The organism is Streptomyces sp. NPDC014995, assembly GCF_043080745.1.
Classification (GTDB): domain Bacteria; phylum Actinomycetota; class Actinomycetes; order Streptomycetales; family Streptomycetaceae; genus Streptomyces.
Map to the genome: position 1 here is coordinate 134,121 of NZ_JBIBVX010000004.1, position 16,565 is coordinate 150,685.

Annotated in this window: 14 protein-coding genes; 7 read left to right on the top strand and 7 right to left on the bottom strand. The window is 70.7% G+C overall.

From position 1 onward, the window contains the following. The first annotated feature begins 411 nt into the window (after positions 1-411). Positions 412-1,455, top strand: a complete 1,044-nt coding sequence (locus tag ACF1A1_RS10175) for a serine hydrolase domain-containing protein (RefSeq protein ID WP_391647429.1) — start codon at positions 412-414, stop codon at positions 1,453-1,455. 327 nt (positions 1,456-1,782) lie between these two features. On the opposite strand, the gene ACF1A1_RS10180 is transcribed toward ACF1A1_RS10175, so the two are convergent. Further along, the gene (locus tag ACF1A1_RS10180; protein ID WP_391647431.1) at positions 1,783-3,489 is read right to left on the bottom strand and encodes a glycerol-3-phosphate dehydrogenase/oxidase; all 1,707 of its coding nucleotides are present in this window, start codon (positions 3,487-3,489) and stop codon (positions 1,783-1,785) included. A 335-nt stretch (positions 3,490-3,824) separates the two neighbouring features. On the opposite strand from ACF1A1_RS10180, the gene ACF1A1_RS10185 reads away from it, so the two are divergent. Further along, complete coding sequence (locus tag ACF1A1_RS10185) at positions 3,825-5,033, top strand: nucleotide sugar dehydrogenase (protein WP_391647433.1); 1,209 nt, start codon at positions 3,825-3,827, stop codon at positions 5,031-5,033. Between the two features lie 170 nt (positions 5,034-5,203). On the opposite strand, the gene ACF1A1_RS10190 is transcribed toward ACF1A1_RS10185, so the two are convergent. From ACF1A1_RS10190 to ACF1A1_RS10205, 4 genes are all read right to left on the bottom strand, one after another. Further along, positions 5,204-6,328 (bottom strand): GuaB3 family IMP dehydrogenase-related protein, encoded by a 1,125-nt coding sequence (locus tag ACF1A1_RS10190; RefSeq protein WP_391647435.1) that lies wholly within the window; start codon positions 6,326-6,328, stop codon positions 5,204-5,206. Between the two features lie 171 nt (positions 6,329-6,499). Further along, the gene (gene guaB, locus ACF1A1_RS10195) at positions 6,500-8,008 is read right to left on the bottom strand and encodes an IMP dehydrogenase (RefSeq protein WP_391647436.1); all 1,509 of its coding nucleotides are present in this window, start codon (positions 8,006-8,008) and stop codon (positions 6,500-6,502) included. Positions 8,009-8,170: 162 nt separating this feature from the next. Beyond that, a complete protein-coding gene (locus tag ACF1A1_RS10200; protein WP_189933450.1) occupies positions 8,171-8,758 on the bottom strand; it encodes a sigma-70 family RNA polymerase sigma factor in 588 nt (195 codons plus the stop codon). Between the two features lie 327 nt (positions 8,759-9,085). After that, the gene (locus tag ACF1A1_RS10205; protein ID WP_003948568.1) at positions 9,086-9,697 is read right to left on the bottom strand and encodes a response regulator transcription factor; all 612 of its coding nucleotides are present in this window, start codon (positions 9,695-9,697) and stop codon (positions 9,086-9,088) included. Positions 9,698-10,076: 379 nt separating this feature from the next. Here ACF1A1_RS10205 and ACF1A1_RS10210 point away from each other — a divergent pair, with 379 nt between their 5' ends. Then, complete coding sequence (locus ACF1A1_RS10210; RefSeq protein WP_391647439.1) at positions 10,077-10,403, top strand: WhiB family transcriptional regulator; 327 nt, start codon at positions 10,077-10,079, stop codon at positions 10,401-10,403. Between the two features lie 215 nt (positions 10,404-10,618). On the opposite strand, the gene ACF1A1_RS10215 is transcribed toward ACF1A1_RS10210, so the two are convergent. Beyond that, entirely contained in the window at positions 10,619-11,515 is an 897-nt protein-coding gene (locus ACF1A1_RS10215; RefSeq protein ID WP_391647441.1) for a LysR family transcriptional regulator, read from the bottom strand. An 81-nt stretch (positions 11,516-11,596) separates the two neighbouring features. On the opposite strand from ACF1A1_RS10215, the gene ACF1A1_RS10220 reads away from it, so the two are divergent. From ACF1A1_RS10220 to ACF1A1_RS10235, 4 genes are all read left to right on the top strand, one after another. Continuing rightward, entirely contained in the window at positions 11,597-12,265 is a 669-nt protein-coding gene (locus tag ACF1A1_RS10220) for an MOSC domain-containing protein (protein ID WP_391647444.1), read from the top strand. Positions 12,266-12,363: 98 nt separating this feature from the next. Beyond that, a complete protein-coding gene (locus ACF1A1_RS10225; protein WP_391647446.1) occupies positions 12,364-13,137 on the top strand; it encodes an SDR family NAD(P)-dependent oxidoreductase in 774 nt (257 codons plus the stop codon). A 77-nt stretch (positions 13,138-13,214) separates the two neighbouring features. Further along, positions 13,215-13,904: an ester cyclase gene (locus ACF1A1_RS10230; protein ID WP_391647448.1), complete on the top strand. Its 690-nt coding sequence runs from the start codon at positions 13,215-13,217 to the stop codon at positions 13,902-13,904. A gap of 189 nt (positions 13,905-14,093) precedes the next feature. After that, positions 14,094-14,789, top strand: coding sequence for a hypothetical protein (locus tag ACF1A1_RS10235; protein ID WP_391647450.1), 696 nt, complete (start codon positions 14,094-14,096; stop codon positions 14,787-14,789). Positions 14,790-14,886: 97 nt separating this feature from the next. Here the strand turns inward: ACF1A1_RS10235 and groL are convergent, their stop codons facing one another. Next, on the bottom strand, positions 14,887-16,512 hold the full coding sequence (groL, locus tag ACF1A1_RS10240) for a chaperonin GroEL (protein ID WP_391647452.1): 1,626 nt from the start codon (positions 16,510-16,512) through the stop codon (positions 14,887-14,889). Positions 16,513-16,565 lie beyond the last annotated feature (53 nt).

The following is a 16,565-nucleotide window of genomic DNA, read 5'->3' on the forward strand; positions in this document are numbered from 1 at the left end:
CAGGCGGCGAACTCCGGCAGGACCCGCAACACCCCTCAGACAGAAAACGCCACGACGTCCGACCGAGCAGCGCAACGGCCCCCAACCAAGGCACCCAACAGCCGCGCAGGGCCGCCGGAAGCTCCAGCCGGACGACAGAACGACCCATGCTCACGGCAGGGGAACAACGGAACAACCTGCCGCCGGCCCGCAACAGCCTCCTGTGCCAAGGCCCGCCAGGAACTCCCGCCAAGCCGACGGCACGTCCACGGCACATCCGGCGCATCCGGCACATCCCGGCCCTCCCCGGCGCGTCCACGGCGTGTCCACGGCTCGTCAGGGTCCGGCCGCCGAGGGCCCGGTGCGGCCCTCGTCCCCTCACCCTGCATGATGGGCACGCGCGTCAGGGCCACAGCACGGGGAGGAGGGTAGATGCCGCCGATGCGGAGTCTGCTGGCCGTTCCCGCGGCCCTGCTTCTCGTCGTCCTGGCCACGGCCGGCTCCCGGGCGACCCCGACTCCGGCCACGGACACCCTCCTTCCCCTGTTGCTCACCCGGGGCAAGGCCCCCGCCGCGGCCCTGCTGGCCCATGAGGAGACCGGCACCCGCTACGCCGAGGCGGGCCCGGGCATCGCCCGCTCCGACCACTTCCGGGCCGGCAGCATCACCAAGACCTTCCTCGCCACCGTCGTACTCCAACTGGCCGCCGAGCACCGGCTGTCGCTGTCCGATCCGGTGGAGCGGTACCTGCCCGGCCTGGTGCGCGGAGCCGGAAACGACGGGCGCGCGCTGACCCTGCGTTCCCTGCTCACCCACACCAGCGGCCTGTACGACTACACCCGGGACACCGGGAGAACCGCCCCCGTCACCGCTGTGCAAGCCGTCCGTATCGCACTCACCCACCCTCCGGCCGACCGAGGCCGCTTCGTCTACTCCAACACCAACTACGTCCTGCTCGGCCTGGTCGTCGAACACGTCACCGGCCGCTCCTACGCCACGGAGGCCGAGCGGCGCATCATCGCTCCGCTGGCTCTGACCGGCACCTCCTTCCCCGGCTCCCGTACCTCGCTGCCCTCACCCCACGGCCTCGCCTACGACACGGACGGGACCGACGTCACCGAACTCGACCCGCGGGTGGCCGGAGCCGCGGGCGAGCTGGTGACCACGCTCACCGACCTGGACCGCTTCTACGCGGCCCTCCTGGGCGGTGACCTGCTCACCTCGCACTGGCTGCGCGAGATGCTCGACACCCGCACCGCACACGGCTCGTACGGCATGGGCCTGTTCCCTGCGACGCTTCCCTGCGGTGTGACCGTGTGGGGACACAACGGCCGGATCTCCGGCAGCTACGTGCGCACCGCGGCTTCCGTCGACGGCCGGCGTGTCCTCACCTTCCGCGTGAACACGACGGCGCTGGCTGACCCCGGCCTCGAACCGGCCCTGCTCGCCGCCGAGTTCTGCCCTCGCACCTCCTAGAACGAGCCGGTTCCGAACGAAGATCCCACCTCACGACACCCGTTCGAGTGAAACCGCCTCCCTGTCGCCCGCCGCCAACCGAACACGACGCCGACCGAACACGACACACCGCCCGAACACGGGCCCCCGCATACGAAGCACCACCCGGCCCACGAGTAGCGCGCCGTCCGGCCACAGAACACCGCCCGGCGCCACGACAAACGTCGCCCGGCCGCAGGCGAAGCGCCCGGCCGCAGGCGAAGCGCCCGGCCACAGGAGAAGCACCGGCCGGCTACTGGAGAAGCACCGGCCGGCCGGCGACAAACGCCGCCCCGGTCCCCCCTGACCTCACAGCGGCACGATGTCCGGCGCCCCCAGCCGCGCCGCGTCCGCCGTCAGGTCGTCGGGCTGCCGCTGCGACTCCCGTTCGGCCTCCACCCGCTTCTCGTAGTGCTGGACCTCGCGCTCGATCTGGTCCTTGTCCCAGCCGAGGACCGGCGCCATCAGCTCGGCCGCGTCCCGGGCGCTGCGCGTCCCCCGGTCGAAGGTCTCGATGGAGATGCGGGTGCGCCGGGTCAGCACGTCGTCCAGGTGCCGCGCCCCCTCGTGCGAGGCGGCGTAGACGATCTCGGCGCGCAGGTAGTCGTCGGCCGCGGGGAGCGGCTCGCCCAGCGACGGGTCCCGGGTGATGAGCTCGAGGATTTCCTCCGCCATCGAGCCGTACCGGTTCAGCAGATGCTCGACCCGCACCACGTGCAGGCCCGTCCGCGCGGCGGTGCGCGCTCGCGCGTTCCACAGCGCCCGGTAGCCCTCGGCGCCCAACAGCGGCACGTCCTCCGTGACGCACTCGGCGACCCGCAGGTCCAGCCCGTGCACGGCCTCGTCGACGGCGTCCTTGGCCATCACGCGGTACGTCGTGTACTTGCCGCCCGCCACGACGACGAGCCCGGGCACCGGGTGGGCGACGGTGTGCTCGCGGGACAGCTTGCTGGTGGCGTCCGACTCACCCGCGAGCAGCGGCCGCAGACCGGCGTACACGCCCTCGACGTCGTCGCGGGTGAGCGGCACGGCGAGGACGGAGTTCACGTGCTCCAGCAGGTAGTCGATGTCCGCGCTGGAGGCGGCCGGGTGGGCCTTGTCGAGGTCCCAGTCGGTGTCGGTGGTGCCGACGATCCAGTGCCGGCCCCAGGGGATGACGAACAGCACCGACTTCTCGGTGCGCAGGATCAGCCCGGTCGTGGAGTGGATCCGGTCCTTCGGCACGACGAGGTGGATGCCCTTGGAGGCGCGGACGTGGAACTGTCCCCGCTCGCCCACCATGGCCTGGGTGTCGTCGGTCCACACGCCCGTGGCGTTGACGACCTGCCGGGCGCGGACCTCGTACTCCCCGCCCCCCTCGACGTCCTGCACCCGGGCACCCACGACCCGTTCGCCCTCGCGCAGGAAACCCGTCACCCGCGCGCGGTTGGCGGCCTTCGCCCCGTACGCCACCGCCGTGCGCACCAGCGTGGCCACGAAGCGGGCGTCGTCCATCTGGGCGTCGTAGTACTGCAACGCGCCGACCAGCGCGTCCTTCTTCAAGGCGGGTGCCACCCGCAGCGCGTGACCGCGGCTCAGGTGACGGTGCATCGGCAGGCCCCTGCCGTGCCCGCGGGCCATGGACATCGCGTCGTAGAGCGCGACGCCCGAGCCCGCGTATATCCGCTCCCAGCCCTTGTGCTGGAGCGGATAGAGGAAAGGAACCGGTTTGACCAGGTGCGGGGCCAGCCGCTCCAGCAGCAGTCCGCGCTCCTTCAGCGCCTCGCGGACGAGGGCGAAGTCGAGCATCTCCAGATAACGCAGGCCACCGTGTATCAGCTTGCTGGACCGGCTCGACGTGCCCGACGCCCAGTCGCGTGCCTCGACGATGCCCGTGGACAGACCGCGCGTGACGGCATCGAGGGCGGTGCCCGCGCCGACCACGCCGCCTCCCACGACCAGCACGTCCAGTTCGCGCTCTGCCATGGCCGCCAGTGACTCGGCTCGCTGCTCCGGCCCCAGTGTCGCTGTCCTCACCGCTGCCTCCCGCTGTCGGTCGCGTCGGCCGCACCGCTCAGGGCGAGGCCCGGTCCCTATCCCCCATGCCCAAATTCTGACCGTGTTGCCCGACTCCGGCCACCACGCGCCCCCAGCCTGTGGACAACTCCCACGGAACCGGAGCGGGCCCGCCGGAGAACACGGCCGACCAACACGAGCGATCAGCACAGCCGACCAACACGGACGATCAACACAGCCGATCAATCCCACATAACGGTCATATTTACTCCTAGTCTGACATTGCGCTCGCCCGTCCTGTCCACTGGGCTTGCGCGCCTGTCCCACTTCGGTTATTGGGAAGGACGGCCCACGCCATGCCCGCAGATCTCGCCGTCATCGGACTCGGCCCGCTCGGCCTGCCCCTGGCCCAGACCGCCGTGGCCGCCGGCATCCCGACGCTCGGCTACCGCACGGGTCCCGAGGCGGGCTCCCTCAGCCCCGCCGAGCTGCGCCGGATGCTCTCGGGGGGCTTCCGGCCCGCCACCAACCCCGCCGAGCTGGGCCGGGTGCGCACCGCCGTCATCTGCGCGCCCACCCCGCGCGACGCGGACGGCGGACTCGACCTGCGTCAGGTGGAGGCGGCCGCCCGCACCCTGGCCGGACATCTGCGCCCGCACACCACCGTGATCCTGGAGTCGCCCGTGTACCCCGGGACGACCGAGGAATTCCTGCGCCCCCTCCTGGAGGAGACGTCCGGCCTGCGCGCGGGCCGCGACTTCCACCTCGCGTACTCCCCCAGCCGCGTCGACCCCGGCCGCCGCGACTTCACCCCCGTCAACACCCCGAAGGTCATCGGCGGCCTCACCCCGGCCTGCACCGAGTCCGCCGCCGCCTTCTACGGCCGCCTCACCGACAAGGTGGTACGCGCGCGTGGCCTCAGGGAAGCGGAGACCGTGCAGCTCCTGGAGACCAACTTCCGGCACGTCAACATGGCCCTGGTCAATGAAATGGCCGTCCTCTGCCACGACTTGGGCGTCGACCTCTGGGACGTCATCCGCTGCGCCGAGACCAAGCCCTTCGGCTTCCAGGCCTTCCGCCCCGGCCCCGGCGTCGGCGGCCACTCCGTCCCCGTCGACCGCACCGGCCACCCCGGCAGCCCCCTGCGCATGGTGGAACTGGCCCAGCAGGTCAACAACCGCATGCCCCGCTACGTCGTCCAGCGCGCCGCCGCCCTCCTCAACGAGCACGGCAAGTCCGCCCGAGGCGCCCGCGTGCTGCTCCTCGGCGTCACCTACAAGCCCGACCTCGCCGACCAGCAGGGCACCCCCGCGCACGAGATCGCGATCCGCCTGATGGAACTCGGCGCGGCCGTCAGCTACCACGACCCGCACGTCCCGTCCTGGAGCGTCCTGGACCGCCCGGTTCCCCGCGCCGACTCCCTCTACGAGGCCGCCGCCGACGCCGACCTGACGATCCTCCTCCAGCAGCACCGCACGTACGACCTCCAGGGCCTGTCGGTGAAGGCTCAGGTGCTGCTGGACACGCGAGGCGCCACACCCACGGGGGCGGCGCACCGCTTGTGAGACTTCCGGTGGCGTCCCCTGGGCCCCCCTTCCACGAGGCGGCCACGAGCCGCGGGCCGGGGGCCCCGAGGAACTGGGGCCCGGAACGACGTCCACGGCCACCCGCACACACAAAAGGGCCGGTCACCTCACCCAAGTGAGACGACCGGCCCCTCCGGGGTCTTCTGGGACTACCGCCGGTGCACCGAGTCCGCCACCGTCACCTCGACACGCTGGAACTCCTTCAGCTCGCTGTAACCGGTGGTGGCCATGGCGCGGCGCAGGGCGCCGAAGAAGTTCATCGAGCCGTCCGGGGTGTGGGACGGGCCGGTGAGGACCTCCTCGATGGTGCCGACCGTGCCGAGGTCCACCTTCTTGCCGCGCGGCAGCTCCTCGTTGACGGCCTCCATGCCCCAGTGGTGGCCGCGGCCGGGCGCGTCGGTCGCGCGGGCGAGCGGGGAGCCCATCATCACCGCGTCGGCGCCGCAGGCGATCGCCTTGGGCAGGTCGCCGGACCAGCCGACACCGCCGTCCGCGATCACGTGCACGTACCGGCCGCCGGACTCGTCCATGTAGTCACGGCGGGCCGCCGCGACGTCGGCGACGGCCGTGGCCATCGGGACCTGGATGCCGAGCACGCTGCGCGTGGTGTGGGCGGCGCCGCCGCCGAAGCCGACCAGGACGCCGGCCGCGCCGGTGCGCATCAGGTGCAGGGCCGCCGTGTAGGTGGCGCAGCCGCCGACGATCACCGGGACGTCGAGCTCGTAGATGAACTGCTTCAGGTTCAGCGGCTCGTGCGAGCCCGACACGTGCTCCGCCGACACGGTCGTGCCGCGGATGACGAAGATGTCCACGCCCGCGTCCACGACGGCCTTGGAGAACTGGGCGGTGCGCTGCGGGGAGAGCGCGGCCGCCGTGACCACGCCCGAGTCGCGCACCTCCTTGATGCGCTGCCCGATCAGCTCCTCCTTGATGGGAGCGGCGTAGATCTCCTGGAGACGGCGGGTCGCGGTCTCCACGTCCAGCTCGGCAACCTCGTCGAGCAGCGGCTGCGGGTCCTCGTACCGCGTCCACAGTCCCTCGAGGTTCAGCACGCCCAGGCCGCCCAGCTCACCGATGCGGATCGCGGTGGCCGGGGAGACCACCGAGTCCATGGGAGCGGCCAGGAACGGCAGCTCGAAACGGTAGGCGTCGATCTGCCAGGCGATCGAGACCTCCTTCGGGTCCCGCGTACGGCGGCTGGGGACGACGGCGATGTCGTCGAAGGCATACGCCCGGCGGCCGCGCTTGCCGCGCCCGATCTCGATCTCAGTCACGTCTGTGGCCTTTCCCTGATGCGTTTCAGCGTCTTCCAGTATCGCCGACGGGTACGACAGGGGCGGCCCCGGATGATCCGGGGCCGCCCTCACACACCCTGGGCACGCTCCACGCGCGCGTGCCTCACGTCCGCGCTCCTTGCCGGCGCTGCTTCCCGAAGCTGCTCGGAGCTACCTCTTGGTGCTGTAGTTCGGTGCCTCGACCGTCATCTGGATGTCGTGCGGGTGGCTCTCCTTCAGGCCCGCCGAGGTGATCCGGACGAACTTGCCGTTGGCCTGGAGATCCGGCACGGTGCGGCCACCGACGTAGAACATCGACTGGCGCAGACCGCCGACCAGCTGGTGGACCACGGAGGACAGCGGGCCGCGGTAGGGCACCTGGCCCTCGATGCCCTCGGGGATCAGCTGCTCGTCGGAGGCGACGCCCTCCTGGAAGTAGCGGTCCTTGGAGAACGACTTGCGCTCGCCGCGGGTCTGCATGGCACCCAGGGAGCCCATGCCGCGGTACGACTTGAACTGCTTGCCGTTGATGAACATCAGCTCGCCCGGCGACTCCTCGCAGCCCGCGAGCAGCGAGCCCAGCATCACCGTGTCGGCGCCCGCGACGAGGGCCTTGGCGATGTCGCCGGAGTACTGCAGGCCGCCGTCGCCGATGACCGGGACACCGGCCTCCTTGGCGGCGAGCGAAGCCTCGTAGATGGCGGTGACCTGCGGGACGCCGATGCCGGCGACCACGCGGGTCGTGCAGATGGAGCCCGGGCCGACACCGACCTTGATGGCGTCGGCGCCCGCGTCGACGAGCGCCTGGGCGCCGTCACGGGTCGCGACGTTGCCGCCGATGACGTCCACGCGCGTGTGGTTCGACTTGATCTTGGCGATCATGTCGCCCACCAGGCGGGAGTGGCCGTGCGCGGTGTCGACGACGATGAAGTCGACGCCCGCCTCGATCAGGGCCTGGGCGCGCTCGAAGGCGTCACCGGCCACACCGACCGCGGCACCGACCAGGAGGCGGCCCTCGGCGTCCTTCGCGGCGCGCGGGTACTTCTCCGCCTTGACGAAGTCCTTGACCGTGATCAGACCCTTGAGGACACCCTCGTCGTCGACCAGCGGAAGCTTCTCGATCTTGTGCTTGCGCAGCAGCTCCATGGCGTCGGTGCCGGAGATGCCGACCTTGCCGGTGACCAGCGGCATCGGGGTCATGACCTCGCGCACCCGACGCGTGCGGTCGGTCTCGAAGGCCATGTCGCGGTTGGTGACGATGCCCAGCAGCTTCTTGCTGCCGTCGGTCACCGGGACGCCGCTGATGCGGAACTTGGCGCAGATCGCGTCGGCCTCGGCGAGCGTGGCGTCCGGGTGGATGGTGATCGGGTCGGTCACCATGCCGGACTCGGAGCGCTTGACCAGATCGACCTGGTTGGCCTGGTCCTCGATGGAGAGATTGCGGTGCAGTACGCCGACGCCGCCCTGGCGGGCCATCGCGATCGCCATGCGCGACTCGGTGACCTTGTCCATGGCGGCGGACAGCAGCGGGATGTTGACCCGCACGTTCTTGGAGACGTACGAGGCGGTGTCGATCTCGTCAGGAGCCATGTCCGACGGGCCCGGCAGCAGCAGCACGTCGTCGTAGGTCAGCCCGAGGGTCGCGAATTTGTCGGGCACTCCGTCGACGTTGGCAGTCATGACACCTTCCCCAAATGGCCTTGATCGGTGCGGATGTCCATGCTAACGGGAAGCGCGCCTCCCTCATTCCACGATTCCACGGTCCCCGGTGACCCGCGGCTTCGTATGTTCGTACGGAACAGTCGGGCCGCCTGTTCAAAAAGGGCGCCCCAGGCCAGGGGGTTACTGCTCGGCGAGCGCCCGCAGTCTGCTCAGGGCGCGGTGCTGGGCCACGCGGACGGCCCCGGGTGACATTCCCAACATCTGCCCGGTCTCCTCGGCGGTGAGGCCCACCGCGATACGCAGCAGGAGCAGCTCGCGCTGGTTCTCCGGCAGGTTGGCCAGCAGTTTCTTCGCCCACTCGGCGTCGCTGCTCAGCAGGGCGCGCTCCTCCGGGCCCAGCGAGTCGTCCGGCCGCTCGGGCATCTCGTCGGACGGAACCGCCGTCGAGCCGGGGTGGCGCATCGCCGCGCGCTGGAGGTCGGCGACCTTGTGGGCGGCGATGGCGAAGACGAAGGCCTCGAAGGGACGGCCGGTGTCCTTGTAGCGCGGGAGGGCCAGCAGGACGGCGACGCAGACCTCCTGGGCGAGGTCCTCCACGAAGTGGCGTGCGTCGCCGGGAAGGCGCGACAGCCGGGTGCGGCAGTAGCGCAGCGCCAGGGGGTGGACGTGGGCCAGCAGGTCATGGGTGGCCTGCTCGTCCCCGTCGACGGCGCGATGCACGAGTCCGCCGATCGCCCCCTGGGCACGGACCGCCTCGTCTTCGCGCATCGGTCCATGGTGCACTGCGGCCGTACCGGCCGCGCCACCGTGCTCGTCGTTGTGCACCGAAGCGTTATGAGCAGGTGCGCCGGAACTCATCCCCTGCGCCCTCCCCTTCCGCTCGACCGACTCGTCCCCGAGGAACTCCACACCTCAAGGATGCGGCATCCGCGGCGAAACGAGCAGCGGGCACCCGGCGAGGCCCTGTGCCACCCCCGTCCACCGGCCGGTGGACGGGGGTTTCCGGCAAGCTCCGGACCCCGTGCGAACAGGGAGGTTCGCCCCTGACGGGCCCGCCCTCCTCGCCGACGTCGGCTTGCTCCGAAAGGGTCCGCGCTAGCGGACCAGCCCCCAGCGGAAACCGAGCGCCACGGCGTGCGCGCGGTCCGAGGCACCCAGCTTCTTGAACAGCCGGCGGGCGTGGGTCTTCACGGTGTCCTCGGAGAGGAACAGCTCGCGGCCGATCTCGGCGTTGGAGCGGCCGTGGCTCATGCCCTCCAGGACCTGGATCTCGCGCGCGGTGAGCGTGGGCGCGGCGCCCATCTCGGCGGAACGCAGCCTGCGCGGGGCGAGCCGCCAGGTCGGGTCGGCGAGGGCCTGGGTGACGGTCGCGCGCAGTTCGGCGCGCGAGGCGTCCTTGTGCAGGTAGCCGCGGGCGCCGGCGGCGACCGCGAGTGCGACGCCGTCGAGGTCCTCGGCGACGGTCAGCATGATGATGCGCGCGCCGGGGTCGGCGGACAGCAGCCGCCGGACGGTCTCGACGCCCCCCAGTCCGGGCATGCGCACGTCCATCAGAATCAGGTCCGAGCGGTCGGCGCCCCAGCGGCGGAGGACTTCCTCGCCGTTGGCCGCTGTCGTCACGCGCTCGACGCCGGGCACGGTCGCGACCGCGCGGCGGAGCGCCTCTCGGGCAAGCGGGGAGTCGTCGCAGACGAGGACGGAAGTCATGGCCGTCCTCCGCAGCTGATGCGCGTCACCTTGTGCCTCCAGGCTGGTACGAATCGTCACCTGTGCGGTCGACCGTCTCGGACGCCTGCCCGAGCGTTTGTGTTTTCAACCGCCTCCGCACTCTCAACGACGGTCACTCGAAAGAGTTACGGGGCTGCGTGCACTCTTCGGCACTCTACGTGAGGGCGCGGACACGGCGGAGGCAGCCACACGGACCCTCAACCTTTCATCACAACCCATGCCCCGTTTAGCCCTATTTCTTCCCATTTACTGGTGTCTGAGGCTAGATTCGCAATGAGTCATATTTTCATCTCCTTAGATCGTAGTTGTACGGTCGTGGACACCGTATCCGCTCAACACGGCTACAAGGGGTCACGCAATGGCAGATTTCTCCCGCCTTCCCGGACCGAACGCGGACCTGTGGGACTGGCAGCTCCTGGCCGCCTGCCGCGGGGTGGACAGTTCACTCTTCTTCCATCCGGAGGGTGAGCGCGGGGCGGCGCGGAGCGCTCGCGAGAACTCGGCCAAGGAGGTCTGCATGAGATGCCCGGTCCGCGCGCAGTGCGCGGCGCACGCCCTGGCGGTGAGAGAGCCGTACGGCGTGTGGGGCGGGCTGACCGAGGACGAGCGCGAGGAGCTCATGGGCCGGGCGCGTCACCGCCTGGTGTCGGCGTCGACCAGTGGAGACAACACCCCGAACGCCTGAAGGAACGTTTTTGCACATGTTGGGGCACGCACGCGCGTGCCCTCGCTGGTTCTACGGCTCTGCCGCGGCTTCCCCAGCGGCTGCCTCCGCTGACGCTGCGGCACCTCCCGCCGCTCCCGTGCACAGCGGTTCCCTGCGGCACCTCGCGCCGCCCCGGCACAGCGCTTCCCCTGCGGCACCTCCCGCCGCTCCTGCGAACCGCTCCCCTGCCGCCCCTACCGCGCGGCCGCCCGCCCCAGCTGCTCCAGCGTCGCCGCCACCGCCGGTACCTGGGCCAGGTCGGGCAGCGTGAGCGCGACGATCTCCCGCCGCACCGCCGGCTCCAGCGTCACCGCGCGCGCCCCACGGGGCCGTACGGACTCGATCGCGAGCTGGGGCAGGACGGCGACGCCGAGGCCGGCGCCCACCAGGCCGGCGACCGCCGGGTAGTCGTCGGTCGCGAAGTCGATGCGGGGCGTGAAGCCGGCCCCCTCGCACACCTCCACCAACTGGCCCCGGCAGCGCGGGCACCCCGCGATCCACGACTCCCGGGCGAGTTCGCCGATGGCGAGGGACTGCGCGCGCGCGAGGCGGTGGCGTTCCGGTACGAGGGCGACCAGTCGGTCGGTCAGCAGCGGGCGTACGACCAGGTCGGCCCACTCCTCGGCACCCCCCGCGCCCTCGTAGCGGAAGGCGAGGGCCACATCGCAGTCGCCGGCGCGCAGCTTGTCGACGGACTCGGGCGGCTCGGCCTCCTCCAGCGAGACCCGGGTACCGGGGTGCGCCGCGCGCAGGGCGGCCAGCGCGGTCGGCACGAGCGTGGAGCTGCCGCTGGGGAAGGAGACGAGGCGGACCCGGCCGGCGCGCAGTCCGGCGATGGCGGCGACCTCCTCCTCGGCGGCGGTGAGCCCCGCGAGGATCCCGGCCGCGTGCCGCACGAGCGCGTCGCCCGCCTGGGTCAGACGCATCTCGCGGCCGCTGCGCACCAGCAGGGGCGTACCGACGGACGCCTCCAGGGCCTTCATCTGCTGGCTGACCGCCGGCTGGGTGCAGCCCAGCTCGCGGCCCGCCGCCGAGAAGGAGCCGGTGGTGGCCACGGCGCGCAGCACGCGGAGATGACGGGCCTCGATCACCCCTCAAGCATAAGTGAGTCTTGGATACGGCCGCGAATAATGCGTGGACGCTTTCATCCCGATCCCCTTAGCGTGCGGGGCATGAGGCTTCTGTCCGTGAACGTGGGCCGCCGCAAGAGCGCGCCGTACACGAACCACCCCGAGGGTGTCACCGGTATCGACAAGCGGCCGGTCGACGGCCCGGTGCGGGTCTCGGCGCCCGGGCCGAGGGGCACGGCGGGGAGCGGCCTCGCCGGGGACGCGGTGTGCGACCTGCGCCACCACGGCGGGAACGACCAGGCGGTGTACGCCTTCGCTCGTGAAGACCTCGACGACTGGGAGCGCGAGCTGGGGCGCACGCTGCCCAACGGCGCGTTCGGCGAGAACCTCACCACCACCGGTCTGGAGGTCTCCGACGCGCGGATCGGGGAACGCTGGCGGATCGGCTCCGAGGTGGTGCTGGAGGTGACCGCCGGGCGGATCCCCTGTCTCACCTTCCAGGGCCATGTGGGTGAGAAGGGCTGGGTCAGGCGGTTCACACAGAAGGCCTCGACGGGGGCGTACCTGCGGGTGATCGTCCCGGGCGAGATCCGCGCGGGGGATCCGGTGGAGATCGTCCACGTGCCGGAGCACGACGTGACGGCCCGGATGGAGTTCCAGGCCGGCACCACGCACCGGGAGCTGCTGCCGAGGCTGCTGGCGGCGGGTGAGGCCCTGCACCCGGAGGCGCTGGCGCAGGCCCGGAAGTACGTGGCGGAGCACGGCGGCTGAACCGCCGTCACGGGGCAGGCGCGCACACGGGGTCTTCACCTTCTGGAGGCGCCGTGCAGAGAACGGACGCCGTCAGTCCGGGTCACTACCCTTCTGCCATGACAACGGCTCTGATTACGGGTTCGACCGCGGGCATCGGTGCCGCGTTCGCGCGGCGGCTGGCGGCGGACGGGCATGATCTCGTCCTGGTCGCCCGGGACACCAAGCGTCTGCGCGAGCAGGCGACCGAGTTGCACGACCGGCACGGCATCGAGGCGGAGGTGCTGACGGCCGATCTGTCCGAGGACGAGGGCATCGAGGCGGTGGCCACCCGGCTGGGCGACCGCAGGAACCCCGTCGACCTGCTCGTGAACAACGCGGGCTTCGGCAACAAGGGCCGCTACCTCGACGTACCGATGGCCGACGAGCTGAAGATGCTCAAGGTGCACTGCGAGGCGGTGCTGCGGCTGACGTCGGCGGCGACCGCGGCCATGCGGGAGCGGGAGCGCGGGGGTGTCGTCAACGTCGCCTCGGTGGCCGCCTTCCTGCCGCGCGGGACGTACGGGGCGTCCAAGGCGTGGGTCGTGCAGTTCACGCAGGGCGCCGCGAAGGATCTGGCGGGCAGCGGGGTGCGGTTGATGGCGCTGTGCCCGGGGTTCGTGCGGACGGAGTTCCACGAGCGGGCCGGGATGGGGACGGACAACATCCCGAAGTGGATGTGGCTGGACGCGGACAAGCTGGTGGCGGAGGCGCTGCACGACCTGGCGCGCGGGAGGTCGGTGTCGATCCCGGATCCGCGGTACAAGGCGCTGATGGGTGTGGCGAAGGTGGTGCCGAGGGGGCTGCTCGGCGGGATCAGCTCCAGGACGGGGCGGAAGTACGGGCCCCAGTAGCGGGCGGGTGACGTCGGCGCTCCGGTGGGAAAATGGGCGTGACACACACCGGACCCAGGGGGGCCGGAGGCGGCGCCATGACATTCGTACAGCTCATCGACTGCAAGACGAGCCGGTTCGACGAGATGAACCGGCTGCTGGACTCATGGGTCGAACAGACCAAGGGGAAGCGGACCGCGACGCACGCGCTGGTCGGCAAGGACCGGTCGGACGACTCGCACCTGATCGAGATCGTGGAGTTCCCGTCGTACGAGGAGGCGATGCGGAACTCGAACCTTCCGGAGACCGACCGGATCTTCCGGGAGATGGTGGCCCTGTGTGACGAGATGCCGACCTTCACCGATCTGGACGTGGTGCGGGACGAGCAGCTCAACCGGGTGACGGCGCGGGAGTTCTTCGAGGACGCCGGGCGGGCCGACCTCGACCGCCTGTTCGAGCGGATCACCGACGACTACGTCGACCACGACCCCGCCAACCCGCAGGACACGGGGCTGCGGGCGGCGCGCGACGAGGTCGCGGGCTGGCGGCGGGCCTTCGACTTCTCCTTCCGGGTCGACGACCAGATCGCCCAGGAGGACCGGGTGTGCACGCGCTGGACGTGGCAGGGCCGGCACAAGGGCGACTTCCTGGGAATCCCCGCCACCGGGCAGGACGTCACCATGACCGGCATGACCTGGCACCGGTTCCGGGACGGGCAGATCTGCGAGGCGTGGTGGCAGTACGACCGGGCGGGACTGATGGAGCAACTGGGGGTACTCGGTCAGTAGCCCGCGAGGTTCCATCAAGGGCCCCGTCTCCTGCCCACGCGGGGACGGGGCCTTTCCGCGGTGCCTCGGAGGAGGGCAGCAGAGCCGGCTGCCGCGAAGGCGCCGGCCCCGGGCGGAGCCGCTCGGGCACGGTCGCCGCCTCGCCGGGAGCAACGCTCTTGTCGGACCCGGCTGTTACGGTCCCCGGTCATGGCAGAGAACGAGGGAATCGCATGGCTCGGCGAGCGGTGGCCGAACGGCGCCGCCGATCCCGTCCTCGGAGGACAGGCGGGTCTGGTGTTCGCGCAGGGCATCGCGCCGCAGGACCTGGCGGTGGTCTTCGGCGCCGTCCCCTGGGAGATCCCCGAGCCGGTGAGTGCCGAGGCCAAGGCCGTCTACGACCGGACCCACCCCCATACCCGGGTCCCCGACGAGCCCTGCGTGACCGTCTACGGCAAGGAGGGCGATTGGTCCTTCCTCGCGGGGAACTTCGACCATCTGATCCACTTCCGCGAAGGCTTCGCGCTGCCGCGGGGAACCGGCCGAGTCGTCCTGCTCTACAACATCGCCGCAAAGGGCATGTACTGCATGGTGTATTTCGAGGACGGCCGGCAGGTGTGGAGCGGCGAGATCCACGGCCACTTCGACGTTGAGACGAAGCTGAGCGGCGGACACTACTTCGACTACGCGCCGGAGATGTCCTTTCTCAACTGGGCCATGCACGAAGCACGGTGCCGCCCCGAGGTCCGTTATGCCGACGGGCGCCCGGTCTTCGAGAACGAAGGCTCGATAACCGACTGGCAGCAGCGGTTCCTGAAGGGGCTGGAAATAGCGTTCGGCATATCCGTGTGCCAGGAAACCTTCGACACGGGTGGATACCCGATGACCAACGTCCACTGGAGCTGACCGGCACCGGGCCGCAGCGGGTCGAGCGCGGACAAGGCGGCCAACGCGAAGGCCCGGCGCCCCCTCTCGGGGCGCCGGGCCTCAGTGCCGACGTACGTCAGTGGGAGTGGCCGTGGCCGTGGCCCGCGGCGGCCGGCTCCTCCTCTTCCTTCTTCTCGACGACCAGGGTCTCGGTCGTGAGGAGGAGGGAGGCGATGGAGGCGGCGTTCTCCAGGGCGGAACGGGTGACCTTCACCGGGTCGATGACGCCGGCCTTGACCAGGTCGCCGTACTCGCCGGTGGCGGCGTTGAAGCCCTGGCCCTTGTCGAGCTCGGCGACCTTGGAGGTGATGACGTAGCCCTCGAGGCCGGCGTTCTCGGCGATCCAGCGCAGCGGCTCGACGGCGGCGCGGCGGACGACGGAGACACCGGTGGCCTCGTCGCCGGTCTTGCCAAGGTTGCCCTCGAGGACCTTGACGGCGTGGACGAGCGCGGAGCCACCACCGGAGACGATGCCCTCCTCGACCGCGGCGCGGGTCGCGGAGATGGCGTCCTCCAGACGGTGCTTCTTCTCCTTCAGCTCCACCTCGGTGGCGGCGCCGACCTTGATCACGCACACGCCGCCGGCCAGCTTCGCGAGGCGCTCCTGGAGCTTCTCGCGGTCCCAGTCGGAGTCGGTGTTCTCGATCTCGGCCTTGATCTGCGCGACGCGGCCCTGGACGTCCTCGGACTTGCCGGCGCCGTCGACGAGCGTGGTGTCGTCCTTGGTGACGGTGACGCGGCGGGCGGAGCCGAGCACGTCGAGGCCGACCTGGTCGAGCTTGAGGCCGACCTCCTCGGAGATGACCGTGGCGCCGGTGAGGACGGCCATGTCCTGGAGCATCGCCTTGCGGCGGTCACCGAAGCCGGGCGCCTTGACGGCGACGGCGTTGAACGTGCCGCGGATCTTGTTGACGACGAGGGTGGACAGGGCCTCGCCCTCGACGTCCTCGGCGATGATCAGCAGCGGCTTGGAGGAGTTCGTCTGGATGATCTTCTCCAGCAGCGGCAGCATGTCCGCGATGGAGGAGATCTTGCCCTGGTGGATGAGGATGTACGGGTCCTCCAGGACGGCCTCCATGCGCTCCTGGTCCGTCACGAAGTACGGCGACAGGTAGCCCTTGTCGAAGGCCATGCCCTCGGTGAAGTCCAGCTCCAGGCCGAAGGTGTTGGACTCCTCGACGGTGATGACACCGTCCTTGCCGACCTTGTCCATCGCCTCGGCGATGAGCTCGCCGACCTGCTGGTCCTGGGCGGACAGCGCGGCGACGGCGGCGATGTCGGACTTCTCGTCGATCGGGCGGGCCGTGGCGAGCAGCTCGTCGGAGACGGCCTTGACCGCGGCGTCGATGCCCTTCTTCAGAGCGGCCGGGGAGGCACCGGCGGCGACGTTCTTCAGGCCCTCGCGGACGAGCGCCTGGGCCAGGACCGTGGCGGTGGTGGTGCCGTCACCCGCGATGTCGTTGGTCTTGGTCGCCACCTCCTTCACCAGCTGCGCGCCGAGGTTCTCGTACGGGTCGTCGATCTCGACCTCGCGGGCGATCGTGACACCGTCGTTGGTGATGGTGGGGGCACCGAACTTCTTGTCGATGACGACGTTGCGGCCCTTGGGGCCGATCGTCACCTTGACCGTGTCGGCCAGCTTGTTGACGCCGCGCTCGAGGGCGCGACGGGCGTCCTCGTCGAACTTCAGGATCTTCGCCATGACAGCGGGAGCCCTCTCGAATGTGGGTGAAAAAGACACTGCGCCCCGGGCGC

Excerpts from the sequence above, each read along its gene's own strand:
- ACF1A1_RS10200 (WP_189933450.1), bottom strand. The coding sequence starts at position 8,758 with ATGCGCGAAGACGAGGCGGTCCGTGCCCAGGGGGCGATCGGCGGACTC.
- ACF1A1_RS10230 (WP_391647448.1), top strand. The coding sequence starts at position 13,215 with ATGACATTCGTACAGCTCATCGACTGCAAGACGAGCCGGTTCGACGAG.
- ACF1A1_RS10205 (WP_003948568.1), bottom strand. The coding sequence starts at position 9,697 with ATGACTTCCGTCCTCGTCTGCGACGACTCCCCGCTTGCCCGAGAGGCG.
- guaB (WP_391647436.1), bottom strand. The coding sequence starts at position 8,008 with ATGACTGCCAACGTCGACGGAGTGCCCGACAAATTCGCGACCCTCGGG.
- ACF1A1_RS10225 (WP_391647446.1), top strand. The coding sequence starts at position 12,364 with ATGACAACGGCTCTGATTACGGGTTCGACCGCGGGCATCGGTGCCGCG.
- ACF1A1_RS10175 (WP_391647429.1), top strand. The coding sequence starts at position 412 with ATGCCGCCGATGCGGAGTCTGCTGGCCGTTCCCGCGGCCCTGCTTCTC.
- ACF1A1_RS10235 (WP_391647450.1), top strand. The coding sequence starts at position 14,094 with ATGGCAGAGAACGAGGGAATCGCATGGCTCGGCGAGCGGTGGCCGAAC.
- ACF1A1_RS10220 (WP_391647444.1), top strand. The coding sequence starts at position 11,597 with ATGAGGCTTCTGTCCGTGAACGTGGGCCGCCGCAAGAGCGCGCCGTAC.
- groL (WP_391647452.1), bottom strand. The coding sequence starts at position 16,512 with ATGGCGAAGATCCTGAAGTTCGACGAGGACGCCCGTCGCGCCCTCGAG.
- ACF1A1_RS10210 (WP_391647439.1), top strand. The coding sequence starts at position 10,077 with ATGGCAGATTTCTCCCGCCTTCCCGGACCGAACGCGGACCTGTGGGAC.
- ACF1A1_RS10185 (WP_391647433.1), top strand. The coding sequence starts at position 3,825 with ATGCCCGCAGATCTCGCCGTCATCGGACTCGGCCCGCTCGGCCTGCCC.